Source organism: Paenarthrobacter sp. CCNWLY172 (assembly GCF_037402035.1).
Taxonomy (GTDB): domain Bacteria; phylum Actinomycetota; class Actinomycetes; order Actinomycetales; family Micrococcaceae; genus Arthrobacter.
Genome location: NZ_JBBEGB010000001.1, coordinates 1 through 25,285 on the forward strand (window position 1 = coordinate 1; position 25,285 = coordinate 25,285).

Annotated in this window: 21 protein-coding genes and 1 tRNA gene; 12 read left to right on the forward strand and 10 right to left on the reverse strand. The window is 63.3% G+C overall.

Going from position 1 to position 25,285, the window contains the following annotated elements; genetic code table 11:
• The first annotated feature begins 358 nt into the window (after nucleotides 1-358).
• The 4 genes from WBN73_RS00005 to WBN73_RS00020 all read left to right on the forward strand — a co-directional run bounded on the left by WBN73_RS00005 (nucleotide 359) and on the right by WBN73_RS00020 (nucleotide 5,360).
• The gene (locus tag WBN73_RS00005) at nucleotides 359-1,924 is read left to right on the forward strand and encodes an NCS1 family nucleobase:cation symporter-1 (RefSeq protein ID WP_207594675.1); all 1,566 of its coding nucleotides are present in this window, start codon (nucleotides 359-361) and stop codon (nucleotides 1,922-1,924) included.
• Between the two features lie 115 nt (nucleotides 1,925-2,039).
• Complete coding sequence (locus WBN73_RS00010) at nucleotides 2,040-2,846, forward strand: aspartate/glutamate racemase family protein (protein ID WP_337339133.1); 807 nt, start codon at nucleotides 2,040-2,042, stop codon at nucleotides 2,844-2,846.
• The gene (locus WBN73_RS00015) at nucleotides 2,843-3,610 is read left to right on the forward strand and encodes an SDR family oxidoreductase (RefSeq protein WP_337339134.1); all 768 of its coding nucleotides are present in this window, start codon (nucleotides 2,843-2,845) and stop codon (nucleotides 3,608-3,610) included. The genes WBN73_RS00010 and WBN73_RS00015 overlap by 4 nt, the downstream gene beginning before the upstream one ends.
• 268 nt (nucleotides 3,611-3,878) lie before the next feature.
• Nucleotides 3,879-5,360: a cation:dicarboxylate symporter family transporter gene (locus WBN73_RS00020; RefSeq protein WP_207594669.1), complete on the forward strand. Its 1,482-nt coding sequence runs from the start codon at nucleotides 3,879-3,881 to the stop codon at nucleotides 5,358-5,360.
• A 68-nt stretch (nucleotides 5,361-5,428) separates the two neighbouring features.
• On the opposite strand, the gene WBN73_RS00025 is transcribed toward WBN73_RS00020, so the two are convergent.
• Complete coding sequence (locus WBN73_RS00025) at nucleotides 5,429-5,833, reverse strand: sterol carrier family protein (RefSeq protein WP_207594667.1); 405 nt, start codon at nucleotides 5,831-5,833, stop codon at nucleotides 5,429-5,431.
• Between the two features lie 20 nt (nucleotides 5,834-5,853).
• Nucleotides 5,854-6,870: an asparaginase gene (locus WBN73_RS00030; protein WP_337339135.1), complete on the reverse strand. Its 1,017-nt coding sequence runs from the start codon at nucleotides 6,868-6,870 to the stop codon at nucleotides 5,854-5,856.
• Between the two features lie 33 nt (nucleotides 6,871-6,903).
• On the opposite strand from WBN73_RS00030, the gene purD reads away from it, so the two are divergent.
• Together purD and WBN73_RS00040 are read left to right on the forward strand one after the other, a co-directional pair.
• Nucleotides 6,904-8,262: a phosphoribosylamine--glycine ligase gene (gene purD, locus WBN73_RS00035; RefSeq protein ID WP_337455426.1), complete on the forward strand. Its 1,359-nt coding sequence runs from the start codon at nucleotides 6,904-6,906 to the stop codon at nucleotides 8,260-8,262.
• 2 nt (nucleotides 8,263-8,264) lie between these two features.
• The gene (locus tag WBN73_RS00040; RefSeq protein ID WP_280623503.1) at nucleotides 8,265-9,203 is read left to right on the forward strand and encodes a phosphoribosylaminoimidazolesuccinocarboxamide synthase; all 939 of its coding nucleotides are present in this window, start codon (nucleotides 8,265-8,267) and stop codon (nucleotides 9,201-9,203) included.
• A gap of 57 nt (nucleotides 9,204-9,260) precedes the next feature.
• Here WBN73_RS00040 and WBN73_RS00045 read toward each other — a convergent pair whose 3' ends face one another.
• A complete protein-coding gene (locus tag WBN73_RS00045) occupies nucleotides 9,261-10,526 on the reverse strand; it encodes a helix-turn-helix transcriptional regulator (RefSeq protein WP_280623502.1) in 1,266 nt (421 codons plus the stop codon).
• 127 nt (nucleotides 10,527-10,653) lie between these two features.
• Between WBN73_RS00045 and WBN73_RS00050 the strand changes: the two genes are divergently transcribed.
• Nucleotides 10,654-10,869, forward strand: a complete 216-nt coding sequence (locus tag WBN73_RS00050; protein WP_026546560.1) for a hypothetical protein — start codon at nucleotides 10,654-10,656, stop codon at nucleotides 10,867-10,869.
• 122 nt (nucleotides 10,870-10,991) lie between these two features.
• Here WBN73_RS00050 and WBN73_RS00055 read toward each other — a convergent pair.
• From WBN73_RS00055 to WBN73_RS00075, 5 genes are all read right to left on the reverse strand, one after another.
• Nucleotides 10,992-11,068 (reverse strand) — tRNA-Pro (locus WBN73_RS00055).
• Between the two features lie 98 nt (nucleotides 11,069-11,166).
• A complete protein-coding gene (locus WBN73_RS00060; protein ID WP_337339136.1) occupies nucleotides 11,167-12,999 on the reverse strand; it encodes an ABC transporter ATP-binding protein in 1,833 nt (610 codons plus the stop codon).
• Nucleotides 12,996-14,795, reverse strand: a complete 1,800-nt coding sequence (locus WBN73_RS00065; protein ID WP_337339137.1) for an ABC transporter ATP-binding protein — start codon at nucleotides 14,793-14,795, stop codon at nucleotides 12,996-12,998. The genes WBN73_RS00060 and WBN73_RS00065 overlap by 4 nt, the downstream gene beginning before the upstream one ends.
• Before the next feature lie 152 nt (nucleotides 14,796-14,947).
• Complete coding sequence (locus WBN73_RS00070) at nucleotides 14,948-15,895, reverse strand: metallophosphoesterase (RefSeq protein WP_280623500.1); 948 nt, start codon at nucleotides 15,893-15,895, stop codon at nucleotides 14,948-14,950.
• A gap of 2 nt (nucleotides 15,896-15,897) precedes the next feature.
• Nucleotides 15,898-18,201 carry a transglycosylase domain-containing protein gene (locus WBN73_RS00075; RefSeq protein ID WP_242703393.1) on the reverse strand — a complete coding sequence of 768 codons (2,304 nt, stop codon included), beginning with the start codon at nucleotides 18,199-18,201 and terminating at the stop codon, nucleotides 15,898-15,900.
• Nucleotides 18,202-18,238: 37 nt separating this feature from the next.
• On the opposite strand from WBN73_RS00075, the gene WBN73_RS00080 reads away from it, so the two are divergent.
• The 3 genes from WBN73_RS00080 to WBN73_RS00090 are packed head-to-tail and all read left to right on the forward strand — an operon-like array spanning nucleotide 18,239 to nucleotide 19,862.
• Entirely contained in the window at nucleotides 18,239-18,394 is a 156-nt protein-coding gene (locus WBN73_RS00080) for a DUF4177 domain-containing protein (protein WP_011775990.1), read from the forward strand.
• A gap of 2 nt (nucleotides 18,395-18,396) precedes the next feature.
• On the forward strand, nucleotides 18,397-18,933 hold the full coding sequence (locus WBN73_RS00085) for a RidA family protein (RefSeq protein ID WP_207594591.1): 537 nt from the start codon (nucleotides 18,397-18,399) through the stop codon (nucleotides 18,931-18,933).
• 17 nt (nucleotides 18,934-18,950) lie between these two features.
• Nucleotides 18,951-19,862: an NUDIX hydrolase gene (locus WBN73_RS00090; protein ID WP_337339138.1), complete on the forward strand. Its 912-nt coding sequence runs from the start codon at nucleotides 18,951-18,953 to the stop codon at nucleotides 19,860-19,862.
• A gap of 265 nt (nucleotides 19,863-20,127) precedes the next feature.
• On the opposite strand, the gene WBN73_RS00095 is transcribed toward WBN73_RS00090, so the two are convergent.
• Entirely contained in the window at nucleotides 20,128-20,805 is a 678-nt protein-coding gene (locus WBN73_RS00095; RefSeq protein WP_011775987.1) for a Crp/Fnr family transcriptional regulator, read from the reverse strand.
• Nucleotides 20,806-21,040: 235 nt separating this feature from the next.
• Between WBN73_RS00095 and WBN73_RS00100 the strand changes: the two genes are divergently transcribed.
• Together WBN73_RS00100 and aroQ are read left to right on the forward strand one after the other, a co-directional pair.
• Nucleotides 21,041-22,225, forward strand: a complete 1,185-nt coding sequence (locus WBN73_RS00100; protein ID WP_337339139.1) for a MarP family serine protease — start codon at nucleotides 21,041-21,043, stop codon at nucleotides 22,223-22,225.
• 94 nt (nucleotides 22,226-22,319) lie between these two features.
• Nucleotides 22,320-22,784 carry a type II 3-dehydroquinate dehydratase gene (gene aroQ / locus WBN73_RS00105; protein ID WP_337339140.1) on the forward strand — a complete coding sequence of 155 codons (465 nt, stop codon included), beginning with the start codon at nucleotides 22,320-22,322 and terminating at the stop codon, nucleotides 22,782-22,784.
• Between the two features lie 183 nt (nucleotides 22,785-22,967).
• Here the strand turns inward: aroQ and WBN73_RS00110 are convergent, their stop codons facing one another.
• Nucleotides 22,968-25,172 carry an alpha-galactosidase gene (locus tag WBN73_RS00110; protein WP_337339141.1) on the reverse strand — a complete coding sequence of 735 codons (2,205 nt, stop codon included), beginning with the start codon at nucleotides 25,170-25,172 and terminating at the stop codon, nucleotides 22,968-22,970.
• Between the last annotated feature and the right edge of the window lie 113 nt (nucleotides 25,173-25,285).

Consider the following 25,285-nt stretch of genomic DNA (forward strand, 5'->3'; position numbering starts at 1 on the left):
GGATCACGATCAGGCAGCTGGGCAGTCAACCCGCTGAGGATGTGTGAGGTCTCTTCTCCTGCAGCCACGTCCAACCTCTCTTCATTGAATGTCTGGGCGCTTGCTCTGTGGGGGCGCTCAAGGAATTTCGTATTGTGAGAATAAAATTCTGCAATTCGAGATTACGTCTGCTGATGGGCAGCGTCAACACGGATTGCGTATCCGAATCAGTCAACTGGGAAAGCTTTGCCCAAGCAACCGAATGTGACCCTGCATACACCCGCAACCCTTGACGTTACGTGACCTGAGTCATAGAGTGCTTTCACTATTCAATAACTAGATTCCGCATTGTGGAATCAGTACGAAGTGGAGATCCACGATGCAGACGACTTCATCAGTCGGCGTCACTGAGACTCCGGGAGACAAAGACGCAGGTGGCCCCAACCATCCGGTCGTAGGCAACACTGACCTCTGCGCCATTGCTTCCGAAGCATCAGGCCGTACCATCAGCCCCAGTCTTTACAACATCGACCTCGCTCCCACCAAGGCCAAAGGCCGCAAGTGGACCAGCTACAGCATCTTTACCCTCTGGGCCAATGACGTCCACAGCCTGGGTAACTACGCCTTCGCCATCGGCCTGTTCTCCCTTGGTCTGGGCGGCTGGCAGATTTTGGTGGCCCTCGGAATCGGCGCCATCCTCCTTTTCGCCCTCCTGAACTTCTCGGGGTTCATGGGCGAGAAGACCGGGGTTCCCTTCCCGGTCATGAGCCGGATCAGCTTTGGCATCCGCGGAGCACAAATTGCCAGCCTGGTCCGCGGCGCCGTTGCCGTGGCATGGTTCGGCATCCAGACCTACCTGGCTTCGGTGGTCCTCCGCGTCATGCTGGTGGCCATGGCCCCCGGCCTGAAGGACCTGGACAGCAACTCCATCCTTGGCCTCTCCACGTTGGGCTGGTTTTCCTTCGTGGCACTGTGGATTGTGCAGTTGGTGATCGTCAGCTTCGGCATGGAAATGATCCGAAAGTACGAGGCATTCGCCGGGCCCATCATCCTGGTGACCATGGCTGCGATCGCGGTATGGGTCTTCATCGAAGCAGGCGGAGCCATCCAGTGGAGCGGCATCAAGGGCCTGGAAGGTACCGAAATGTGGCTCACCATTTTTGCCGGTGGTGCACTGTGGGTTTCCATCTACGGAACTTTCGTCCTGAACTTTTGCGACTTCACGCGCTCTTCGGCTTCCAAGAAGTCGATCGTCAAGGGCAACTTCTGGGGCATCCCTATCAACATGCTGCTCTTCGGCGCCATCGTTGTGGTGATGGCCGGTGGTCAGTACAAGATCAACGGCACTGTCATTGAGAGTCCCTCGGACATTGTGGAGAGCATTCCCAATACCCTCCTGCTGGTCCTGGCTTGCCTCGCCCTCCTGATCCTCACCATCGCGGTGAACCTGATGGCCAACTTCGTGGCTCCGGTCTACGCACTGACCAACCTGTTCCCGCGGCACCTGAACTTCCGCAAGGCTGCGTGGGTCAGCGGCACCATTGGCCTGGTCATCCTTCCGTGGAACCTCTACAACAATCCGATTGTCATCGTGTACTTCCTGGGTGGCCTCGGTGCGCTGCTTGGCCCGCTGTTCGGCGTCGTCATGGCCGACTACTGGCTGGTCCGCCGCGGCAAGGTCAACGTCCCCGAGCTTTACACCGAGGATCCCAAGGGTGCCTACTTCTACAAGCGCGGCGTGAACCCGAAAGCGATCATTGCCATGCTTCCGGCAGCCGGCATTGCCATTGCCATCGCTTTCATTCCCGGGCTGGCAGCAGCTGCACCGTTCGCCTGGTTCATCGGAGCCGGCGTCGCCGCTTTGACGTACTTCGCTGTCGCGGACAAGAAGCAGGTCCACGAGGACGTCTCCGGCGAGCCGATCGCCGTCGCCAGCACCCACTGACCCACCGAACGTCACGGCGTCGCCCGTCCTCCCGGATCCCACTGGCATAACGAGTTCCAGCAAGCGGATCCAAGCCAGCCGGCAGGGGACGGGCGCTGCCGTTGAGAGGAACTCCATGCGCATCCTTGTCGCAAACGTCAACACCACCCAGTCCATGACGGACTCCATCGCAGCCCAGGCCCGTGCCGCAGCTGCCCCCGGCACTGAGATCATCGGCATCACCCCGCGTTTCGGCGCCGACTCCTGCGAGGGAAACTTTGAGAGCTACCTCGCGGCGATCGCTGTCATGGACGCCGTGGTCAACTACCCCGGGCCTTTCGATGCCGTCATCCAGGCCGGCTATGGCGAGCACGGCCGCGAAGGCCTCCAGGAACTCCTGGATGTCCCGGTGGTCGATATCACCGAGGCCGCAGCCAGCACCGCGATGTTCCTGGGCCACAAGTATTCGGTGGTCACCACGCTGGACCGTGCGGTTCCGCTCATCGAGGACCGCCTCAAGCTCGCTGGCCTGGAGGCGCGCTGTGCTTCTGTGAGGGCCAGCGGCATGGCTGTCTTGGAACTCGAGGAGTATCCGGAGCGTGCTGTGGAGGCGATCGTGGGCCAGGCCGAGCAGGCAGTCCATGAAGACAAAGCCGAAGTGATAGTCCTTGGCTGTGGCGGTATGGCCGGACTCGATGAGGAGATCCGTCAGCGCACCGGCGTCCCCGTAGTGGACGGCGTGGCGGCGGCGGTCACCATTGCCGAGTCCTTGGTCCGTCTTGGCTTGTCCACGTCCAAGGTCAGGACTTATGCCACGCCGCGTCCGAAGACTGTCATAGGCTGGCCGATAACCTCAGCCCAGCAACGCCACCCCAGCCAGCCGCAAGCCAAGCCGCGGGCTGACGCTGCCACCCTCTCATTTCCCCGAAAGGCAACCACATGACCGACTCCAGTCCGCCCACCAACCCGAGGGTCGCCGTCGTCACCGGGGCAGGTTCGGGGATCGGGCGGGCCGTTGCCCGGCTGATGCTCGCCGAGGGTTACCGCGTTGCGCTGGCCGGGCGCCGTGAGGCGCAACTGCTGGAGACCGCCGGCGACCATCCGGAGGCGCTTGCGGTTCCGTGCGACGTGACAGCGCCCGACGATGTCGCGCATCTTTTCGCGGAGGTCCGCCGGCGCTGGGGCCGGGTTGATGTGCTGTTCAACAACGCCGGGATCTTTGGGCCGGCCGGAGACGTCGGCGAGATCAGTGTGGACGAGTGGGAAGCGACGCTGCGGGTCAACGTGACCGGCTCCATGCTGTGTGCGGCCGAGGCTGTGCGGGCCATGAAGTCCCAAGAGCCCCAGGGTGGCCGCATCATCAACAACGGCTCCATTTCGGCGCATTCGCCCAGGCCCAGATCTGTGGCGTATACGGTGACCAAGCACGCGATGACGGGGTTGACCAAGAGCATCGAGTTGGATGGCCGGGAGTTTGGCATCACCTGTGGGCAGATCGACATCGGCAATACCCGCACCGAAATCATGGACACCATCGGCGTCGGCTCCGGCGCGTTGCAGGCAGACGGGAGCCGCAAAGTGGAACCCATGTTCCCCGTGGACGACGCCGCCCGGGCTGTGCTGATGATGGCCAACATGCCGGCGTCAGCCAGTGTGGGTTCCCTGGTGGTGACGGCTGCCGGCATGCCCTTCGTAGGCCGCGGCTAACCCAAGAGCCTGCCCCGACCGCCAGGCCGCTTACCGCCACCACCCACTTTGAAAGCCGTATGCCCGCGACACGCCTCACAGGGGGTGTGTCGCGGGCATTTTCGTGCTCAAAGAAGGTGGTGGAGGTGCAGGCGCGGACCTTCTAAACCAAATGTGACTTCCATAATATGGAAACTCATTTCCCCCTTGCGGAATGATGTGAGCGGGATTACATTGAAAATATCCCCCGAAAATGTGGGGCTGTTCCCAAACTGATTGGTTCAGATCAATGAAGATCCCAGACCCCGCGGCGCTGAAGGCGAGTTCGGCCCCGCAGAAGAAAAAGCGGCTGTACCAGTCGCTCTTTTTTCAAATCCTGATCGCCGTCGTCGCAGGTGTACTCATCGGCCATTTTTGGCCGACCATCGGGTCCGCCCTCCGGCCACTGGGTGATGGATTCATTCAACTCATCAAAATGATCATTGCCCCGCTGATTTTCCTCGTGATCGTCACAGGCATCTCGGCAGTGGGCGACGTCAAGGCGGTCGGAAGGGTCGGGGTCAAGGCGCTCCTGTACTTCACCGGCGCCACCCTCTTTGCCCTGGTTTTCGGCCTCATCGTGGGAAACATCGTTCAGCCCGGCGCCGGGCTGAACATCGACCCCTCCACGCTGTCCCAGGACGCCCTCAACGCCAAGACCGGAAACGCGCCTCCCAAGGACGCAGCAGCATTCATCCTGGATGTCATTCCCGTCAGCGTGATTGGCGCCTTCGCCAACAACAGCCTGCTCCAGGTCCTGTTCTTTTCGGTCTTCTTCGGTGCGGCGATCGTGGTTATCGGGCGCGAACGCTGCATGCCGGTCATCAGCCTCATGGAGACCGTCCTGGAGCTGATCTTCAAGATCATGTCCTGGATCATGAAGGTGGCCCCCATCGGCGCGTTCGGTGCCATGGCGTTCATCATCGGCCAGTACGGGCTGGGCACGCTCAGTACCTACGCCCTCCTGATAGCTGCCTGCTACGGTGCGGCGATTGTCTTCATCGCGTTGCTGTTCCTGGTGGCCTGGGGCTTCGCCCGCGTACCGCTCTGGTCCTTCCTCAAATACACCCGTGAAGAGTTCCTGCTGGCGCTCGGTACGGCTTCCACCGAAGCGGTCATGCCGCGCATCATGACCAAGCTGACCAATGCCGGCTGCTCGCGTGCCACCACGGGTCTGGTAGTTCCCACGGGCTACTCCTTCAACCTCGACGGCGCCGCGATCTACCTCTCCATCTCGCTGCTGTTCCTGGCCCAGGCGTTCGGCCACAATCTTGACCTCGGCCAGCAGTTGGCTGCCCTCGGCGTGCTGCTCCTGACCTCCAAGGGCATGGCGGGCGTGCCGGGCTCCTCCTTCCTGGCGCTTTCCGCCACGGCAGCAGCGTTGGGCATCTTCCCTGTAGCCGGTGTTGCACTCCTCCTCGGAGCCGACCGCCTCATGGACTCCATGCGCGTGGTGGTGAACCTGCTGGGCAACTGCGTGGCAACGTTCGTGGTGGCCAAATGGGAAGGCCAGTTTGACCGCAGCGTCATGCTGCGCGCCTTCAACGGCGAAATCACCAACCATGACTCCGCCATCATGCTCGGCAAGGAAGAGGTGTTTGAGGAGCAAGAACTCGAACGCATCAGCGGTGGCCAGGAACCGTCCCCGAAGTTCCGCGGTGGCCCCGCGGCGGAGGACATCCCGCAATTCGAAATGAGCAAGCGGAGTGGCCAGGCGTCCACCCCGGACTAACTCCAGAGTTTTATACAGCCAATGCCCTTAAGACACGGTCTTAGGGGCATTGGCTGTAGAAAAACTCCCTAGAGGGGGAGGAGCCCGGAGAGGTCCGCGCGCAGGCCGGACGCGGTCACCCGGTGGGTTGAAACCGCGTCCGCCCACGAAAGGCTGCCGGTCACCAACGAAAGCCACGTGGCGGCGTCGCACTCGATCACGTTCGGAGGAGTTCCGCGCGTGTGGCGGGGACCCTCCACGCACTGGGTGACGCCGAACGGCGGCACACGGACCTCCACCGAATTGCCGGGCGCGCGGGCGGTGACTTCCTCCAGCGAGTAGCGGACCGCCGTCGCAATTAACGAGCGCGACGGCGGGTTCCCGGCAACGGTGCCCGGCGAACCAACGGTGCCGGAAGATTCGACGGCGGCCCGCCAGGCTCCCAGCGCGGCGCGGCCTTCCTCAATGTTGACGCGGCGTCGTGCAACGGCCATGGGTTTTCTCCTCTGAAGTACTAGTCGAGCAGGGCCGAGACGGCGTGGCCCAGCCGGATTTTACCCACGGTGCGTCCGCCTCCGAGGACGGGCTCCACTACTCGTTCCAGGACGTTGGAGACGGCCGGAATGTCCACGGCTCCGCTCACGGCCAAGAGGGTGAGTCCCACCAAGGACGTGGCGCGGAGGTTCCCGTCCAGCATCTTCACGGCCACCGTTGCGCCGGTGGACGTGGCCAGGACCAGAATGCCCTCGGCGCCGATTTTCGCCAGGACCTCAAGTTCTTCCATGACGATGGTGTTGGACTCGCCCGTTCCTTGGACGGCCCAGGGGTAGTCCAGCATGGAGGTGGCGATGGTGGCAGCCCGGGCGTTGGAGGATTTATCCCCCGGGGACTTGGCCAACCGGGAATAGGCGCGGGCAAGGCCGGTCAACGAGATGGCGGCAACAGGGGCACCGCACCCGTCGATCCCCAGGTGGGAGATGGTTTCGCCGCTGTATTCCTCAATGACGGACCGGACCCTCTGTTGGAGCGGGTGGTTCGGTTCAAGGTAGCTGCGCAGGTCCCAGCCGTTTTCGGTGCAGGCCCACAGGAAAGCGGCGTGCTTGCCGGAGCAGTTGAAGGCCAGCTTGGACTGGCCCCGCTCCGACCGGACCAGCCAGTTTCGGGCAGTCTCGTCCTGCGGCCAGGCGGTGGGGCACTGGAGGTTCTCTTCTTTCACTCCAGCCGCTTTGAGCATTCCCTCTACAACGTCCATGTGATCCAGGGACCCGGTGTGGCTGCCGCAGGCAACAGCAACCTGTGCGCCACGCAGGGGCACGCCGGACTGCATGGAGGCCAGGGCCTGGAAGGGCTTGAGAGTGGAGCGGGCGAGGATGGGGGCATCGATGTCACCAAGACGGGTGACCACCGAGCCGTCGCCGGCGAGAACAACGGCCGCGCCGATGTGCCGGGACTCTATAAAGCCACTTCGTTCGATCACTGCCAGTTCCACCGCGGACTCAACGCTGAACGTTTCATGCGAACTCATGGGCATAAGCCAAGTCTAGGGCGCAGCAAGGTCCGGTGAATGACACAGCTTAGGCCGCGCGCCCTTCACAAAGTACCCTTGAGGACTGTGAAGGTACTCGTCATTGGCCCAGGCGGCCGCGAACACGCCATTGTCCGCTCTCTGCTTGAAGATCCCAACGTTTCCGAGGTCCACGCGGCCCCGGGCAACGCGGGCATCAGCAAACTCGTTCCCACCCATGCGATTGATGGGAACAACCCGGAAGCCGTGTCTGCCCTCGCCACCAAGCTCGGCGTGGACCTGGTTGTGGTAGGACCCGAGGCGCCGCTGGCTGCCGGTGTGTCCGACGCCGTCCGCGAAGCCGGCATTCCGGTGTTCGGTCCCAGCAAGGAAGCTGCCCAGTTGGAGGCTTCCAAGGCTTTCGCCAAGCAGATCATGGCCGAAGCCAACGTCCCCACGGCCATGGCCCGCGTGGCCACCAACGCCGAGGAAGCTGCTGACGCCTTGGACACGTTCGGCGCGCCGCACGTCGTCAAGGACGACGGCCTTGCCGCAGGTAAGGGCGTCGTGGTCACCAAGGACCGCGCGGAGGCTTTGGCCCACGCGCAGGCTTGCTTCGACGCCGGTGGAACCGTGGTGATCGAGGAATTCCTTGACGGCCCCGAGGTTTCCTTGTTCGTCCTCTGCGACGGCCGCACCACTGTCCCGCTGTCCCCGGCGCAGGATTTCAAGCGCATCTTCGACAACGACGAAGGCCCCAACACCGGCGGCATGGGTGCGTACACCCCGCTTGAGTGGGCTCCCGAAGGCCTGGTCCAGGAAGTCATCGACCGCGTGGCCCAGCCCACCGTGGACGAGATGGCCCGCCGCGGCACCCCCTTCGTCGGCGTGCTCTACTGCGGCCTGGCCCTGACCTCCCGCGGAACCCGAGTCATCGAGTTCAACGTCCGCTTCGGCGATCCCGAGACGCAGGCTGTCCTGGCCCGCCTCAAGACGCCGCTCGGCGCGCTGCTGCTGGCAGCTGCCAAGGGCGAACTGGACACCGCCGAGGAGCTGCGCTGGTCCAAGGACACAGCAGTCGCCGTCGTCGTAGCCGCCGAAAACTACCCGGACGCACCCCGGACGGGTGACCGCATCCGCGGGCTGAAGAAGGTTGATGAGCTGGACGGCGTGCACGTGGTCCACGCCGGCACCAAGCTGGATGACGAAGGCAAGGTGGTCTCCGCAGGCGGCCGCGTCCTTGCGGTTGTCGCGCTTGGTTCCGATCTGGTGGAAGCGCGCGAAAAAGCGTACGACGGCGTGGAGCTGGTTCAGCTTGAAGGCTCACAGTTCCGCACGGACATCGGTGGCAAGGCCGCCCGCGGTGAAATCCGCGTACCGCACACGGCCACCGGAACCATCCCGAAAGTGCAGGCCTAGGCATGACTGAAGGACTCCCCACCGGCGGGTTCGAAACGGAGACCCTGGAGCTTCCGGGCTGGACGCACGTCTACTCCGGCAAGGTCCGCGACCTCTATATCCCGGCCGATGAAGCCATCACGGAGAAGATCGGCCAAGAGTGCGTCCTGGTAGTGGCCAGCGACCGCATCAGCGCCTACGACCATGTTCTGAGCAGCGAAATTCCGGACAAAGGCCGCGTCCTGACGCAGCTGAGCCTGTGGTGGTTCGACCAGTTGGACGTGGAGCACCATGTGCTGGCGTCCACGGTTGACGGTGGCGTTCCTGCCGCCGTCGAGGGCCGGGCCATGATCTGCAAGAAGCTGGACATGTTCCCGGTGGAGTGCATTGCCCGCGGCTACCTCACTGGCTCCGGCCTGGTGGAGTACAAGGAATCCGGTACGGTCTGCGAGATTCCGTTGCCCGAAGGCCTCGTGGACGGCTCCCGCCTGGACAAGGCGCTGTTCACTCCGTCGGCCAAGGCCGAGGTGGGCGAACACGACGTCAACATCACCTACGACGACGTTGTGGCCATGGTGGGCGATGATATCGCCGCACGACTCAGCGAGCTGACGTTGAAGATCTACACCCGCGCCGAGGAGATCGCCCGCGAACGAGGCATCATCCTGGCCGACACCAAGGTGGAGTTCGGCATTGATGCAGCCACTGGCATCATCACGCTGGGCGACGAAGTCCTCACCCCGGATTCTTCGCGCTTCTGGGACGCGTCCACGTACGCCCCGGGCAAGTCGCAGCCCTCCTATGACAAGCAGTACGTCCGCGACTGGCTGACGTCCGCCGAGTCCGGCTGGGACAAGTCCTCCGACACACCGCCGCCGGCCCTGCCTGCCGAGGTTGTAGAGCGCACCCGCGCCCGCTATGTGGAGGCTTACGAGAAACTCACCGGCCGTACGTTCGCCTAAGCGATAACGCAAACTGCCCCGGGCCGTCTGGTCCGGGGCAGTTTTGCGTTCGGCTGGTTATGCTCCCGAGTGTTCCTTGGCGGCACGACGCTCAGCCAGTCGGATCTCCAGCACGGCGTCCATGGCCTGCTGGACCCTGTCTGAAGCTCCGGCCGCGCTGAAGTCGTGCTGGGCCTCTTCCAGGAACTGGAGTGCCTCAGAGGCTTCGCCGGCTGCCTTCAGAGACTTGCCGAGCAAGAGCGAGACCTCGCCGGCAGTGTGCCTGGCCAGGACCTTGCGGTCTGCATGGATTTCGCGGAGTTTGTCGACGGCGGCCGGAATGTCACCGGTCAGGTACAGCCAGCGGGCGCGAATGAAGGCAACCTCCAGCTGATCCGTCTTGTTTCCGCCCACAATGGACAGCGCGAGTTCCGCGCGCTCGATGGCGGATAGGGTTTCCGGTTCCACGATCCCCGAGGACAGCCGGACCGCTGCGGAGGCTTTGTTGAAGCGGGCCCACAGCTCGATGTCGTTGGCGGGGGAGAGGAGCTTGGCCGCGCGCTCGTGGTGCTTGATGCCCTCCACATAGTCGTGGCGCATGAAGGCCACGTTGCCTACCACCCATGCCACCTCGCCGGCGAGCTGGGACATGGAGTGCTCGTCCATGTGCTCGATCATGGCCAGGCAATACTCCCAGGCCTCATCAAGCTTGCCGCTCTCGGCAAGTGCACCAATCAGCGCGCGGTGCGCGCCGATGATGAGAGTGGAACCCTTGGGCAGCTGTTCGCTGAGTTTGACGGCTTGCTTGGCATGCTCGACGGCGGTGGCCAGCTGACCTTGTCCGTGACACACCGCGGCAAGCATCTGCCAGGCGCGCACTCCCAAGCCGGCGGATTCGGTGGCCATAGGGTGCTCCAGGAGGTGCTCAACGATTTGCTGGCATTCCTTCAGCTGCCCTTGTTTCATGACGCATTCGGCCTGCATGTACGTCATGTTCCACCAGGCGCTGTTGTTCTTGGCCTCAAGGGCGATCTGCGCGGCGGTGGCGGCGTGGCTGGCAGCGAGTTGGTAGTCGCGGAGGTCCCAGGCTTGCCGGGCGTAGAGTCCGGCGAGGACGTACTCTGCGTCGCTCACGGAAACGGGTTGGCTCCACGCTTCCAAGGCTTTGGGCGCGAGTTCGAGCCGGCGCGCCAGTTCTTCGATGACCTCAGCCGTTGGTTCGCGACGGCCTGTTTCCAGCAGCGAAATGTAGCTGGGCGAATACAGGTTTTTGCCGAGCTCTGCCTGCGTCAACCCACGTTCGAGCCGTTCGGCACGTAGCTTCTCGCCGAATCCGTTTCCCACGGGTCCCTCCTACAGGTGTCTTTTGACCAAAACCTTGACAGTCTCTGTGGAAAACATTTTACAATGTATGTCAACAGGGACCGTGCAATTTCCGTAACGAATCCGACTCGCATTGGGGTACTACATCATGTTCAAGAAAATCATCGCTTCAGTGGCCGTGGCGGGCGCACTGACTTTCGCAGTCGCGGCTCCCGGTGTGGTCTCTGCTGCTCCCGCAGCCGATTCCAGCACCGTCAGTGCTATTGGCAACTGGCCCGATCCTATGCGCGTAGCGGCGCCGACCAAGTCAACGGACACCACGTACACGCCGATGTCCATCGGCAACTGGCCGGACCCCATGTAAATCAATTGTAGTAAAAGAAACCCCGGAGCGTGACGAGCGATGCTCCGGGGTTTTCTTTTGCCCATCGGTAAAGGCAGGGGAAACACAAAAGAGGGTCTTCCAGATGGAAGACCCTCTTTGTTTGGTCGGGATGACAGGATTTGAACCTGCGACCTCTTCGTCCCGAACGAAGCGCGCTACCAAGCTGCGCTACATCCCGATCCGCTGCGAAAGCAACTGTTCAAGAATAGCCGAAACGTCCCGTGATGCGAAATCGGAGGGTAGGTGTCGCTCCTCACAGCGGCCGGCCAAGGGGAGCTACACCAACGAGTCCCGCCAGGCCCCGTGCAGCTGGGCAAACCGTCCGCCTCCGCTGATCAATTCTGCTGGCGTCCCATCCTCCACGATGCGTCCGTCATGGACCACCAAAACCCTGTCGGCCGTCTCTACCGTGGAGAGCCGGTGGGCGATGATGATCGCGGTGCGGGCGGAGTTCCCGCCGGCCACGCCTTCCAAGAGCTGGGCGAGTCCCTGCTGAACCATCCGCTCTGACGGAATGTCCAGCGAGGACGTTGCTTCGTCAAGGATCAGCACGGCCGGCGCGGCAAGGAAGGCCCGGGCGAAACCAATGAGCTGGCGCTGGCCTGAGGACACGCGCCCACCGCGCTTGTTGACGTCCGTGTCGTAGCCCTCAGGGAGGCTCACGATAAACTCGTGGGCTCCCACAGCGGCTGCAGCAGCCTCGATCTCGGCCCGTGAAGCCTCAGGCCGGCCCAACGCGATGTTGTCCGCCACGGAACCGCTGAAGAGGAATGCTTCCTGGGTCACCATTACTACCGCTCGGCGGAGGTCGGTGGTGGACAAGTCCCTGAGATCCACCCCATCCAGAGTGATCGAACCGGACGTGACGTCGTAGAAACGCGCCACGAGCTTGGCCAACGTGGACTTGCCGGCCCCTGTCTGTCCCACCAGCGCAATGGTCTGTCCGGCCGGGATGTGCAGATCCATCCTGGGAACAACCAGGTTGCCGTCGCCGTAGCCGAACTCCACGCCCTTGAAATCGATCTCGCCCCGGGAACTCTTCAGCGGCACAGGGTTCTTGGGTGGGCGGACCGTGGGAACTTCTTCGAGGAGCCCGGATACCTTCTCCAGTGCGGCCTGGGCGCTCTGGAAGGAGTTGTAGAACATGGCCATCTGGTCCACGGGCTGGAAGAAGCGCTTGGTGGAGAGGATCAATGCGAGCAACACACCGACCGCGAGGTCACCGCTCACCACCCGGAATCCACCGAACAGCAGGACCACGGCCACGCAAACATTGCCGATCAGCACCAGGCCCGGCTGGAAGATGCCGTTCAGGTTGATGGAGCGGACGGTGTTTTTGCGGTAATCCTCAGCCAACTCGCCGTAACGCTCAGCGTTCTCAGGCTCCTTGCGGAAGGCCTTCACAGCGCGGATGCCGGTCATGGTCTCCACGAAGTGCACAATCAAGCGGGCGGACACCACCCGGGATTCACGGAACGCGATCTGCGAGTGCTTCTGGTACCAGCGGGCCAGGAAGAACATGGGGACGCCGGCGCCGAGGACGATCAGTCCACTGCGCCAGTCGAGCGCAAAGATCGTAAAAGCGGTGAACACCATGAACAGCATGCCGGACGCCAGGGAACTGACACCGGAATCGAGGAGTTCGCGGAGTGCTTCAAGGTCCGAGGTCTGCCGGGCAATGATGCGCCCGGACGTGTATTTCTCGTGGAATTCCAAGCTCAGCCGCTGGGTGTGCCGGAAGACGCGGAGCCGGAGATCCAGGAGCATGGCTTGGCTGAGCCGGGCCGTGGAGGTCACGTACAGTGCCGTCATTCCGGCGGTAGCGATCGCAGCGGCCAAATACAGGGCACCCGCAAGTACCAGCGGCCCGTTGTCACCCGCCTGCAACGCCGGGAGGGCGTTGTCGATGCCAAAGGCGATCAGCGCCGGACCGGCAACCCGGGTGAGCTGCGAGACCACCACCATCACGATCGTCAGCCAGAAACGCAACCGCACAGGGCGGATGAGCGAGGCAAGCAAGGTGAGCGACCGGCGTCGTACGGCTTTGCTGTCTGCTTTGGTGAGGAGCGTGTTGTCCTCGTTGGCGGTTCCAAACGTTGTGGCACTCACCGGCGGGCCTCCTCAGCTTCTTCGAGCTCGTCCAGTTCGGTGTCCAGGTCTTTGGGACCGGTGTCCAGGCTGGCAATGACGTAGCGGTAATGGTCGTTTTCGGCCAACAGTTCCGTGTGGGTCCCGACGGCGGTGATGGTGCCGTTTTCGAGCAACGCCACCCGGTCCGCCAACGCCACAGTGGATGGGCGATGCGCGACGATCAACGTGGTGGTCTCGCGGAGGACCTCCCGTAGACGGGCTTCCACTCGTTCCTCGGTGTTCACGTCCAACGCGGACAGGGGATCATCAAGTACCAGGACCTTCGGCTTGGCCGCGATGGCCCGCGCCAAGGCAATACGCTGGCGCTGGCCGCCGGATAAACTCAATCCTTCTTCACCGATCAGCGTGTCCACGCCATCGGGCAACGAGTAGGCGAACTGGGCCTGCGCCACATCCAAGGCCTCGTCCAAAGCGGCATCGCTGGGATCGGGAGCTCCCAGGAGGACGTTGTCGCGCACTGAGCTGGAGAACAGCGTGGTGTCCTCGAAGGCCACGGCGACGATCCTGCGAAGCTCGTCAATGTCGTAGTCGCGGACATCCACGCCGTCGATCGTCACAGCGCCCTCGGTCACGTCGTAGAGGCGGGGGACCAGCTGGAGCATGGCGCTCTTGCCGCTGCCGGTGATACCCACCAGGGCCATGGTCTCGCCGGGACGGATATCCAGGGTGAGATCGTGGAGGAGCGAACCGCCGTCCTCGAACCCGAAACCGGCGTGCTCAAAGCGCAAGGCGCCCTGCACGGTCTCCGGTACCTTCGCGTGATCTGGGGAGGTGATGGTGTTTTCGGTGTCCATGACTTCGAAGTGGCGGTCCAGTGCGGTCTTCGCGGTCAGAGCCATGGCCAGCAGCATGCCCGAGAATTCCACGGGAGTGGCTACTACCGCGGCTGTGGCAAAGAAGGCGACCAACGAGCCAATGCTCAGCTGGCCACTGGCAGCGAGCATGATGCCCACCACCAGCCCGACGCCCAGGGCAAGTTCCGGCAGCAGCGTGACCACCAGCGTGAAGCCGGCCTGCTGCTTGGCTTTCGCGATCTCGGTCTGACGGAGTTCCTCGGCCTGGCCGTTGAAATTTTCCAGTGCTTCGCGGCTCCGGCCGAAAGCCTTCAGCACGCGGATGCCATGGACGGATTCCTCAACGGTGGTGGCGAGGTCGCCGGCTTGGTCCTGGCTCAGGCGGGTGACCAGGCTGAAGCGGCGGCGGAAGCGGAAGGAATTGATCATGATCGGCACTGCCGCGCCCAGGAAGATCAGCGCCAGTTGCCAGCTCATGGAGAACATCACGCCGACGCCGATGATCACCGTCAGCGTGGTGACCACCAGCATGATCGCGCCGAACGCCATCCAACGGCGCAGGAAGCTCAGGTCCGTCATGGCGCGGGAGAGCAGTTGGCCCGAGCCCCAGCGATCGTGGAACGCCACGGTGAGCTCTTGCAGGTGGCCGTACAGGGTCACGCGCATCCTGGTCTCAACCGTGGTGGCCGGGTTGATAACGAACTGCCGGCGCAATGCCACCAGACCCGCTTCAGCCACGCCCAACGCAAGGATCACGACGGCGGCAATCCAGACTGCGTCCGTGGAACCGCCCGGCTGCAAGGAGTTGTTGACGAGGACACGCAGTACCTGCGGAATCGTCAGCGCAACAATGCTCGCGAGCAAGGCGCAGATCAGGCCCATGAACAGGCGGGGGAGGATGGGCCGCACATGAGGGTACAGCCGGCCGACGGAGGTGAAAAATGACGTTTGCTTGGACATGCCCGCTTCTCAACAGCTGGATCTTCAGATGGTGCGGAGGTAGTTTCCCGTAGCAACTACCCTATGCCATGGCGTGATTCGTTTCACAGGACCACGCAACGTCGGTGAAATGTTTGACCCAGTTATTGGGGATCGTAATGATCTCTCGGCGTTTAGCTGCGTGCCGTGAGGGTGAGCAGCACTGCTTCAGGGCGGCAGGCGATCCGGACTGGCGCGAAACGCGAGGTGCCGATGCCACCGGAGACGTTCACCGGCGTCGTGAATTCCTTGCTTTCCCAGTCGTGGAGGCCTTTGGCGCGCCACGTGGGGAGGTCGCAGTTGGAGACCAAAGCTCCGTAGCCGGGGATGCAAATCTGGCCGCCGTGTGTGTGGCCGGCGAGGATGAGGTCTGCTCCGGCCTCGGTGAAGTGGTCCAGCACGCGCTGGTAGGGAGCGTGGATCACAGCGACTTTCAGGTGGCGGCGCGCATCCTGGTTCACGGTTCCCCGGGGCCAACCGGCGTACCGTTCGCGTTTGAGGTGGGGATCGTCCACTCCGGAGAAATCGAAGCGGAGTCCATTCAGGACCACCGACTGGGCGCGGTTGGTCAGATCGATCCAACCACCCATCCCGAACGCGGAGCGGAGCTTTGGCCAGTCGAGCTTGATGGGGTCCTTCTTGTGCCTCGACGGTCCGCGGAAGTAGCCGGCAGGATTCTTGATCCGCGGGGCGTAATAGTCGTTGGACCCTGGAACGAACACGCCAGGGAACTCCAAGAGCGGACGCAGAGCCTGGATCAGGGGATCGATGGCTTTCGCGTGGCTCAGGTTGTCGCCTGTATTGACCACGAGGTCGGGCTTCAACTCAGCCAACGACTCAAGCCACAGGGCTTTCTTGTCCTGGCCCGGCACGAAGTGGATGTCACTGAGGTGCAGGATCCGGAATGGTGCTGAACCCTCAGGGAGGACTGGCAAAGTTTCCTGGCGGACCTCAAATTGGTCCTTCTCCCACCAGCCATAGGCGGCGGCTGCTGCGCCGGCTGTTGCACCGAGAGCTGTAGTGACGGCGAAACCGCGCCCGACGGTGCGGACGCGGTTTGCCAGTGAATCACGGAAGGACACGCTTAGTCCTTATCGTTGTTGCCGTTGCCGTTATTTCCATTGTTTCCGTTGCCGCCGTTTCCGTTATTGGAAGGCGGGGCGGGGTTCGGATTGGACGGCGCAGGCGTGGTGTTGCGCTGCGGGGCCGCCGTGCCCAGCAGGTTGGACGGCGGCGCAGGGAAGGGGTTGGTGCCGTAGGCAGGAGCCACCGACAACATGTAGTTGGTGAACTGCGGACCGGCGATCATGTAACCGTCGATGGCCGGGTAGAACTTGCCGTTGACGGTCAGATTGCGGCCCGGGCGCAGCTGGTTATCCAGCGGATCACCGAACCAAGAGGCTGTGGCCAAGCCGGTGGTGTAACCCACCACCCAGGTGGAGCCGTTGGAGTCGTTGGTACCCGTCTTGGCCGCAACCGGGAAGTTGCCCTTCGTGGAAAGCGATGGGCGGATCAGTGAGCCCGAGCCGGCATTCAGGACTTCCTGCATGGCGTAGGCCACGCCACGGGCAACCTCGGGCTTCACGGCGTCCTTGCAGTTGGAGGACTGCGCCGGCAGTTCAGCGCCTGACTGGTCCTTCACCGACGTGATCGCGATCGGTTCGCAGTACTTGCCGTCAGCGGCAAAGGTCGCAAAAGCAGCCGCCATGGTCAGCGGCGCAGTCTGGGTGGCGCCGATCAGGTTGGACAGTGTGGTCATCGGGACCTTGGGGTTCGGGTCGGTGACCTTGCCCGTGTCATCGCGCGTCGGCAGTCCGCCGTGGATGCCGGTAGCGTCCACGATGCCCTGGATGCCGCAGAGGTCAACCTGGGAAGCCGAAGCAAACGTCGCGGTGTTGATGGAGTTCATGAGGCCGTACAGGACGGTCATGTTCCGGTAGTAGCCCTCATCCGAGTTCTGGAGGTCGAAGCTACCGGCCACGTTCCTGTCGTAGAAACCATTCACGGGCGTGGGACAGGTGTTCCGCCAAGGGAAGTTCACACCGTACCTGCGGACGCTCGCGTTGACGTTCTGGTTCATCGACTTGCCCTCGTTCAGCCACTGGGCGAACGTAAAGGGTTTCATGGTCGAGCCGGGCTGGAAGCCACCAATGCCGTTGAGGTCATTTCCGTTGGCGTCCAGGACGTCAACGTTAAAGTTCTGGGTCTGATCGAACTTGCCTTCTTGAGGCAGCCAGACGGTGTTCTGGGCCATGCTGACGATCTGGCCCGTACCCGGCTGGACGGAGGTGATGGACGCGCCCCACTTATCCGGGTTGGCGCCGGCCGTGGCATCAACCTGCTGCTGGGCCACGGTCTGGGCTGTCGGATCGAGGGTGGTCTGGATGGTGAGGCCGCCACGCTGGACGCGCTTGACACGCTCTTCGGTGGTGTCGCCATACGCCGGGTTGTTGAACAGAAGGTGCAGGACGTAGTCACAGAAGTAAGGCGCCATGGTGGCGTAAGCGCAACCCTGGCGGGCGGGAGTGACCTTGGTGGTGACCGGGGTGGCGACGGCTTCGTCGTACTCGGCCTGCGTGATCTTGCCCTGGTTCACCATGGCAGCGAGCACCAGGTCGCGGCGCTTCTGCGCGTTGTCCGGGTTCGCGATGGGATCGAAGGCCGAGGGGCTGTTCACGAGGCCGGCCAACAGGGCGGCCTGCGGAAGCGTCAGGTCCTTCGCAGTGGTGCTGAAGAAGAACTTGGAGGCGGCTTCAATGCCGTAGGCGTCACGGTTGAAGAAGACGATGTTGAGGTAGCCCTCAAGGATCTGCTCTTTGGAGAACTTCTTCTCCAACGCGATGGCGAGCTTCATTTCGCGGAGCTTGTCGCCCACGCCCTTGCCGCCACCGTTGAGCTTGACGTCTTCTTCACGGTCGGACGCCACCAGGGACTCGTTGATGACGTTGTTCACGTACTGCTGCGTGATGGTGGACGCGCCCTGCTTGTTGCCGCGGGCGGTGCTGACGATGGCTCGCATGATGCCCGTGGTGTCGATGCCGCCGTGCTCATAGAAACGGCTGTCCTCGATCGCGATGACAGCGTCCTTGATGAACGGGCTCATCGAATCCAAGGGAACCTTGGTCCGGTTCTCCGCGTAGATCGAAGCGATCGGCGTACCGTCCTTCGCCAGGATCGTGGTGTTCTGGCTGGGCGGATCCACCTGCAGTTCCGCCGGCAGAGTGTCAAAGAACTGTATTGAACCACTGGCAGCACTGCCCGAAACGGCGGCTGCGGGGACCAAAAGGCCCGCCACCAGGACGCCACAAATCGCGCTCACACCGAGGAAACCTAGAATCTTTCCGAGGGTGGTGGCAGTGTCGAATAGTGGGTTCTTGCGAGTCACCATGTTTTCCACTTTACCGTCAAGGGCTAGGCTTTCTGTCATGACCAAATGGGAGTACGCCACGATTCCGCTCATTATTCACGCCACGAAGCAGATCCTGGACCAGTGGGGCGAAGACGGCTGGGAGCTTGTCCAGGTCGTCGGTGGCCCCGATGGCAAAGGCCTTGTTGCATACCTGAAGAGGGAGAAGCAGTAACCATGACCACCCCCGCAGAAACCACGTCTCCCGCGGAATCCGGCGCTCCCACGTCGGCTGTCGAGCAGCGCCTGGCCGAGCTCGGTTTGACCCTCCCCGAGGTCGCCGCACCCGTTGCGGACTACGTCCCGGCCATCGTCTCCGGCAACTACGTTTACACGTCCGGACAGCTGCCCTTTATTAACGGCAAACTCGAAGCTACGGGCAAGGTCTCCCTCGGCGAGTTGGGCACATCCGACGAACCCACCGTTGATCCCGAAGACGCCAAGCGCTACGCCGCCGTCTGCGCCATTAACGCCCTGGCGGCAGTCAAGAGCGTCATCGGCGACCTCGACCGCATCACCCGCATCGTGAAGGTCGTCGGCTTCGTCTCCTCCGAACCGACGTTCACCGGCCAGCCTGGCGTCATCAACGGCGCGTCCGAACTCCTCGGCCAGGTCCTTGGCGACGCGGGCAAGCACGCACGCTCCGCCGTCGGCGTTTCTGTCCTGCCGCTCGACTCTCCTGTTGAAGTCGAGCTCATCGCTGAATTCAGCTAAGGAACCGGTTCCCCCAATTGCCGCAGCTTGCCCGTCGCCTGTTTGTACTGCCTCCCGAACTCGAAGGGGCAGCACGAAACTGGCTTGAGCTCGGCGAGCGGACCCCCAGGGCCGCCCGCTACGCATCGTCCGTTGTGCTCTTGCGCGACTCGCCCACCGGTTTGGAGACCTGGCTTGGTTACAGGCCGGGATCCTCGCCGTTGGGTGTTGTCGCGTTCCCGGGCGGCTCCCTGGACGCGTCCGACGACGATCCCGTCGGGTGGGTAGGCCCCACGCCGCAGCAGTGGGCTGAGCACATGGGAACAGACGACGTCGGACTCGCCCGCCGTCACGTGGTGGGCGCCATCCGCGAACTCTTCGAAGAAACCGGCGTGCTGCTCGCCGGACCGGATGCTTCCTCCACTGTTGAGGCCAACTCGACGGTCGATTGGATGCGGGCCCGTGAAGCCGTGGCGGCCCAGGAAAAGTCCTTCACGGAGATGCTCTCCAAGCGCGGGCTCTCCCTCCGGACGGATCTGTTGAAGCCCTTGGTGAATTGGCTCAGCCCGGATTTTGCCCATACCCGCTTCAACACGCGTTACTTTGCCGCAACGGTCCCCGTGAACCAGCAACCCAGCATCCTGGGAAGCAAAGGCGTATGGGGGCGCTGGGTTACGGCCGCCGAAGCGATTGCCCTCAGGGACACCCCGGCGCTCGGAGATGAGATTGGCCAGCCGAATACTGTGGGCCTCACCCTGGGTCAGATTTTGGTTCCCGGGTCCGAAATCATGCTCGAGAAAATGGCGGCCTCCAATGGGTGCATCGCCTACCTGAGCTACAAACGCAAAGCGCATGTGTACCAGGCGAAGCTCGTGGATGAAGGCGGAATCCTGATGCTCGAGGTCGAAGCCGCCCGCACGGTCGCCGGGGAGCCCCAGCGCGAGCGTTAGCCGGATCCTCTCTCACGTCCCTCGGGTTTCCTGCCGATCCCTCTCTCACATCCCTCGGGTTTGAGCCGGATCCTCTCTCACATCCCGCGGGTTTGAGCCGGACCGTCTCTCACATCCCGCGGGTTTGAGCCGGACCGTCTCTCACGTCCCGCGGGTTTGAGCCGGACCGTCTCTCACGTCCCTAGGGCTTGAGCCGGACCCTCTCTCACTTTCAACCAAAAAAGCCGCCCCGGTTACGACCGGGGCGGCTTTTGAGCTGAGGCGTTTAGCGTGAACGCTGACGGAGTCGCTGCATGTCCAGGATCACGACGGCGCGGGCTTCCAGACGGAGCCAGCCGCGCTGAACGAACTCGGCCAGTGCCTTGTTGACGGTTTCGCGGGAAGCGCCAACCAACTGGGCCAGTTCTTCCTGCGTGAGCTCGTGTGCCACCAGAACGCCGTCGGTCGCCGGACGGCCGAAGCGGTCGGCCAGGTCCAGCAGGGCCTTGGCAACGCGGCCCGGAACGTCCGAGAAGACGAGGTCGGACAGGGAGTCGTTGGTGCGGCGGAGGCGGCGGGCCAGAGCCTGCAGCAGCTGCGCGGAAACCTCGGGACGCGTGCGGAGCAGTGCGTTGAGGCTCTCGTTCTTGAGGCCGGCCAGGCGGGTCTCCGAAACGGCGGTCGCCGTGGCGGTACGCGGGCTGGGGTCGAACAACGCCATTTCGCCGAACAGCTCGCCCGGGCCGAGGATGGCCAGCAGGGACTCGCGGCCATCGGGGGAGGTGCGGCCGAGCTTCACCTTGCCGGAAACGATGAAGTAGAGCTGGTCACCCTGGTCGCCTTCGCGGAACACCGAAGCCCCACGTGAAAGGTCCACCTCGGTGAGTTCGTCCGTCAGCAAGCGGAATGCGTCGTCGTCAAGGGTGGCGAAGAGGGGTGCGCGGCGCAATACCTCGATGTCCATGAAATCTCCTGAATATAAGTTTCGGTCGTGGCGCTCAGGCCATTGTTTCAGAATTTTTAGGCTTCTGTGACGTACTTGGCACGTGAAACGCTGAAACTACGCGGATTTCGGCCACGGAACGCCGCAAATGGCGGCCCTCAACCGGCTTTTGGTGGCTGCTGCGGGTGATGTGACTAACGGTTGGTTGTCAGGGTCCACAACTACAATTGGCGCTACCCGGCTATGAGGAGCATTGGTGTTTGGCTTGACGATATTGGATTTGGCATTGATCTTGATGCTGCTGTCCTACCTGATCTATGGCCTGCGCAACGGCTTTATGGTCACGCTGGGTGGAATTGCAGGATTTGTGATCGGCGCCATCGCTGCGTTCGTTGCCGTGCCGCTCGTGAGTGGCTGGGTGACGGACAGCGGCTGGAGGCTGACCGCCACGGTGGGTGCCGCCGTCGTGCTTATTGCTTTGGGTCATGGGCTGGGAACCATGATCGGGCGCAAAATCCGCCACGCCGTGCGGATCAAGCCGCTGCACGCCGTTGACCGGTTGATCGGTGGCGTGGTGAGCGTGGTGGTGGCGGCGCTGGTCATGTCCATGCTGGCGTTCAGCATCAGTTCGCTGGGTGTGCCTTTTGTTTCGCAGCAGCTGGCTGGCTCCCGCGTGATCCGCTACATCGACACCATCACTCCCACGCCCGTCAAGAGCACCATGGCGCAGTTGCGGTCCACGGTGATCGGCGATGGCATCCCCAAGCTCATCGAGGGCATCGGCCCCGTGACCCCGGTGCCCGTCCCCAACGCCTCAACGGACACCCCTGCCTTGAACCAGGCGGCCGAGTCCGTCCTCAAGATCGCGGGTACAGCCTTTGAATGTGGCCAGAACCAGACCGGTTCCGGATTCGTCGTCTCGCCCGGGCGCGTCGTGACCAACGCGCACGTTGTGGCGGGCGTGTCGCAACCGGTGGTGGAAGTTCCCGACGGCGGTGCGTTGCCGGGTCGGGTGGTGTACTTCGACCCCCAGCGGGACATCGCAGTCCTGGCCGTGGAGGGGCTGCAGTCCAGCCCACTGCCGATGAGTGCCGACCTGCCCGAAGGCAGCCCTGCCGCCTTTGCCGGGTACCCGCACGGCGGTCCTTTCCAATCAAAGCCGGCCACCGTCCAAGGAATTTCGACCATCATTGTCCCGGACATCTACGGCGACAATCCCTCTCCGGAGCTGGTCTACAAGCTGGCCGGTGATGTCCAGCCGGGCAACTCCGGCGGTCCGCTGCTGACCATGCAGGGCGAGGTGGCCGGGCTGATCTTCGCCAAGACCACCACCGATGCCGCCCTCGGCTTTGCCCTCACCATGGCAGACCTGTCGCCTGTGGCAGCGCAGGCCCCGGGACTCAACAGCCCCGTATCGCCAGGTCAATGCACGCGTAAGTAGGGGCCCTCCCGCATCGTGGGTGTTTTCGGGCTGCCACCGCTCATGGAGCGGGCATATTTACCCTGCGTTCCCGGGCCGCTATAGATTGGGAGCCATGACTGAAGCCACCCCCGCCACCGAAGCCGGTCGCGGCACCATCCTTGTCATCAATGGACCCAACCTCAACCTTCTTGGCACCCGCGAGCCAGAGAAGTACGGAACGTCAACACTCGCGGACGTCGAGCAACTCGCCATGTCGGCGGCTGCCGCCCATGGCTTCACTGTTGACTGTGTGCAGTCGAACCACGAAGGTGACCTGCTCGACGCCATCCACTCGGCGCGCGGCACCGCTGTCGGGATAGTGATCAACGCCGGCGCCTACACGCATACATCAGTCGCACTTCGTGACGCCCTGGCCGCAGTGCAGCTACCCGCCGTCGAAGTCCACATCACCAACGTCCACCAGCGTGAAGAGTTCCGCCACCACTCGTACTTGTCGGGCGTCTGCACCGCGATCATCGTCGGTGCGGGTGTGCTCGGGTACAAGCTGGCCATCGACTACTTGGCGGACGCCGTCTAAACCACGCGTGAGGTGAGCGAGGGTTCCCGGGAAGCCCTTGGTATGTGAGCGAGGGTTCCCGGGAAGCCCGTGGGATGTGGAAGAGCGTCCGGCTCAAGCCCGTGGGATGTGGAAGAGCGTCCGGCTCAAGCCCGTGGGATGTGGAAGAGCGTCCGCTTGAAGCCCGAGGGATGTGAGCGAGCGTCAGAGGGCCGTGAACCGCAGCAGGATGGCGTGCTCAGGGTTCAAGACCGGCATGGGGAGGCCCACTTCGCCCAGGAACAGGCCCGTCGCTTCGGCTCCGGATGCCAACCACGGCGCATGTTTCGCCTCAGTGAAAGTGTGCCCGTAGTCGGCATCCCCCGGTGCGGGGAAGACCGCCTCCACGCGGTATGAACGCGCAGGGCCCAACCCAGGAATGGCAACCCGTCCGGGCTGCTCGGCGAACCCTGTCCGGGTCCTGACCACAGCGAAAAGTGCAGCTGTGGCACCAACCGGTGTTCCGGCGTCGAGCCCTTCAGTGTCCGCAACTACACCGTGGAGCATCAGCGACTCGTCCGGCAGGTCGGCGCGGACCATTCGTCCACTGTGGATGAGACCGCGGTGTTCCTTGTAGAGGCCGATGAAGCGCTTGAGTTCCTCACGCTCCGCCCCGGTGACGGAGCGTACGTCCCACTCCATGCCGAAATGCCCGAACAGGGCAGTGATGGCACGGAAGGAGAGGTGGTGCGTCCGCCCGGTGGTGTGCGACGTCGTAGGTCCAATGTGCCCACCCACCAGCTCCGGTGGAACCACCATGCCGGTCCAGCGCTGGATCGTCTGGCGTTCCAGGGCGTCGTTGCAGTCCGAAGCCCAGATACGGTCCGTCCTCTCCAGGATGCCGAGGTCAACGCGCGCACCGCCGGAGGAGCAGCTCTCGATCTCCACCCCTGGATGGGCCGCACGGAGGGCGTCGAAGAGCCGGTACGCGGCCAAGGTCTGTTCGTGAACGGAGGCCCGGCCCGAATGCCCATGCTCTACGAGGTCCCGGTTCTGGTCCCACTTGAGATAGCTGATGTCGTTCTCGCGCAGCAACGTGTCCATGCGTTCGAAGATGTACTGCCACGCCTCCGGATTCACGAGGTCGATCACGTGCTGCTGCCGCCACTCAAGAGGCAGTCTGCCGCCGTCCTTGTGGGAAGCGGCTGACGGCCCAACGATCCATTCGGGATGTGCCCTGGCGATGTCGGAATCCAGGTTCACCATTTCCGGCTCAACCCACAGCCCAAACTCCATGCCACGGCTGGTCACCGCGTCGATGAGCGGCGTCAGTCCGCCAGGCCACACGGTCTCGTCCACATACCAGTCGCCCAGCCCGGCGTGGTCGTCGCGGCGCCCGCGGAACCAGCCGTCGTCGAGCACGAAGCGCTCCACGCCGAGGTCGGCAGCAGACTCGGCCAGCTCCATCAGGGTGTCCAGGTTGTGGTCGAAGTACACCGCTTCCCAGGTGTTGAGGACTACTGGGCGGGGCTTGCCCGAAAGCGCGCCCACATGATGCGGTCGTGAGCGGAACCAGCTGTAGAACGCCTCGCTGATGCCGTCCAGGCCGCGGTCCGAATAGGCGGCAAACAGTGCAGGAGTGGTGTAACTTTCACCGGGCTGCAGGACCACTTCAGCCGGGCCCAGAAGCTCGGAGCCGCCTATCACGGTGCGTCCATCAGCAACGTTGTCCGCGAATTCCTCGTGGTTGCCGCTCCATGCCAGATGCGTGGCCCACACCTTGCCGTGCCTGTTCCCGAAGCCGGCTGTTCCGGCAGCGAGCAGGAGGGAGGAGTCGTGCCCGGTGCGACCGTGCCGCCCCGTGCGGACCCACGTTCCCTGCTGGATGGACCTGCGCTGCGGGTGACGCTCACGGCACCAACGCCCGGTCAAATCCAAAAGTTCGACGGCGTCAGGCACCACCGGGAGCATCGTCGCCAACTCGTCCACCTGGTAAGGCGAGGTGCCGTCGTTCCTCACACTGTGCTTCAGTTCGAGCAGTCCGCCCGGGTGCAGGGTGAGGTTGGACGTGACGGTGATTCCGGCGTCGGGATCTGACTGAACCACGACGGCGGTGGACCCGCCCGCGGTGCTGCCGTCCGTCGTCGCGCTCACCACGCGCAGGCGAACGGAGAAATCAAAGCCGGGGACGCCGTCGGTGATGCGGTGGCCACGGAGTCCGGGCCTGCCCTGCCACGCCGAGGAAGCCTGGGGGAGGAGGCCGGCGGAGACGTTGGCGTCGATCGAGGACGGTGGGATGGGCTCGTTGAGGATGGCCAGGTCCGGAAGGGTGTCGCCCAAATCTGCTCCCCAGTGGGATATCTCGGCCTCTCCACGGTGGGTGCTGATCACCAGGCTGATACCTGCGGAACGGAGGTGGAGCGGTTGCATAAAGGTGGGTCACTTTCAGTTTCGGGTTCGGGAGGGGTGTTGCGGGGCCCGCTCTACACGCTTCGCGAGGGAAATAGCGTGCAGAGCGGGCCACACAACGGGTGGGGTTACAA

Excerpts from the sequence above, each read along its gene's own strand:
- WBN73_RS00005 (WP_207594675.1), top strand. The coding sequence starts at position 359 with ATGCAGACGACTTCATCAGTCGGCGTCACTGAGACTCCGGGAGACAAA.
- WBN73_RS00010 (WP_337339133.1), top strand. The coding sequence starts at position 2,040 with ATGCGCATCCTTGTCGCAAACGTCAACACCACCCAGTCCATGACGGAC.
- WBN73_RS00015 (WP_337339134.1), top strand. The coding sequence starts at position 2,843 with ATGACCGACTCCAGTCCGCCCACCAACCCGAGGGTCGCCGTCGTCACC.
- WBN73_RS00020 (WP_207594669.1), top strand. The coding sequence starts at position 3,879 with ATGAAGATCCCAGACCCCGCGGCGCTGAAGGCGAGTTCGGCCCCGCAG.
- WBN73_RS00025 (WP_207594667.1), bottom strand. The coding sequence starts at position 5,833 with ATGGCCGTTGCACGACGCCGCGTCAACATTGAGGAAGGCCGCGCCGCG.
- WBN73_RS00030 (WP_337339135.1), bottom strand. The coding sequence starts at position 6,870 with ATGCCCATGAGTTCGCATGAAACGTTCAGCGTTGAGTCCGCGGTGGAA.
- purD (WP_337455426.1), top strand. The coding sequence starts at position 6,904 with ATGACACAGCTTAGGCCGCGCGCCCTTCACAAAGTACCCTTGAGGACT.
- WBN73_RS00040 (WP_280623503.1), top strand. The coding sequence starts at position 8,265 with ATGACTGAAGGACTCCCCACCGGCGGGTTCGAAACGGAGACCCTGGAG.
- WBN73_RS00050 (WP_026546560.1), top strand. The coding sequence starts at position 10,654 with ATGTTCAAGAAAATCATCGCTTCAGTGGCCGTGGCGGGCGCACTGACT.
- WBN73_RS00065 (WP_337339137.1), bottom strand. The coding sequence starts at position 14,795 with ATGTCCAAGCAAACGTCATTTTTCACCTCCGTCGGCCGGCTGTACCCT.
- WBN73_RS00075 (WP_242703393.1), bottom strand. The coding sequence starts at position 18,201 with ATGGTGACTCGCAAGAACCCACTATTCGACACTGCCACCACCCTCGGA.
- WBN73_RS00080 (WP_011775990.1), top strand. The coding sequence starts at position 18,239 with ATGACCAAATGGGAGTACGCCACGATTCCGCTCATTATTCACGCCACG.
- WBN73_RS00085 (WP_207594591.1), top strand. The coding sequence starts at position 18,397 with ATGACCACCCCCGCAGAAACCACGTCTCCCGCGGAATCCGGCGCTCCC.
- WBN73_RS00095 (WP_011775987.1), bottom strand. The coding sequence starts at position 20,805 with ATGGACATCGAGGTATTGCGCCGCGCACCCCTCTTCGCCACCCTTGAC.
- aroQ (WP_337339140.1), top strand. The coding sequence starts at position 22,320 with ATGACTGAAGCCACCCCCGCCACCGAAGCCGGTCGCGGCACCATCCTT.
- WBN73_RS00110 (WP_337339141.1), bottom strand. The coding sequence starts at position 25,172 with ATGCAACCGCTCCACCTCCGTTCCGCAGGTATCAGCCTGGTGATCAGC.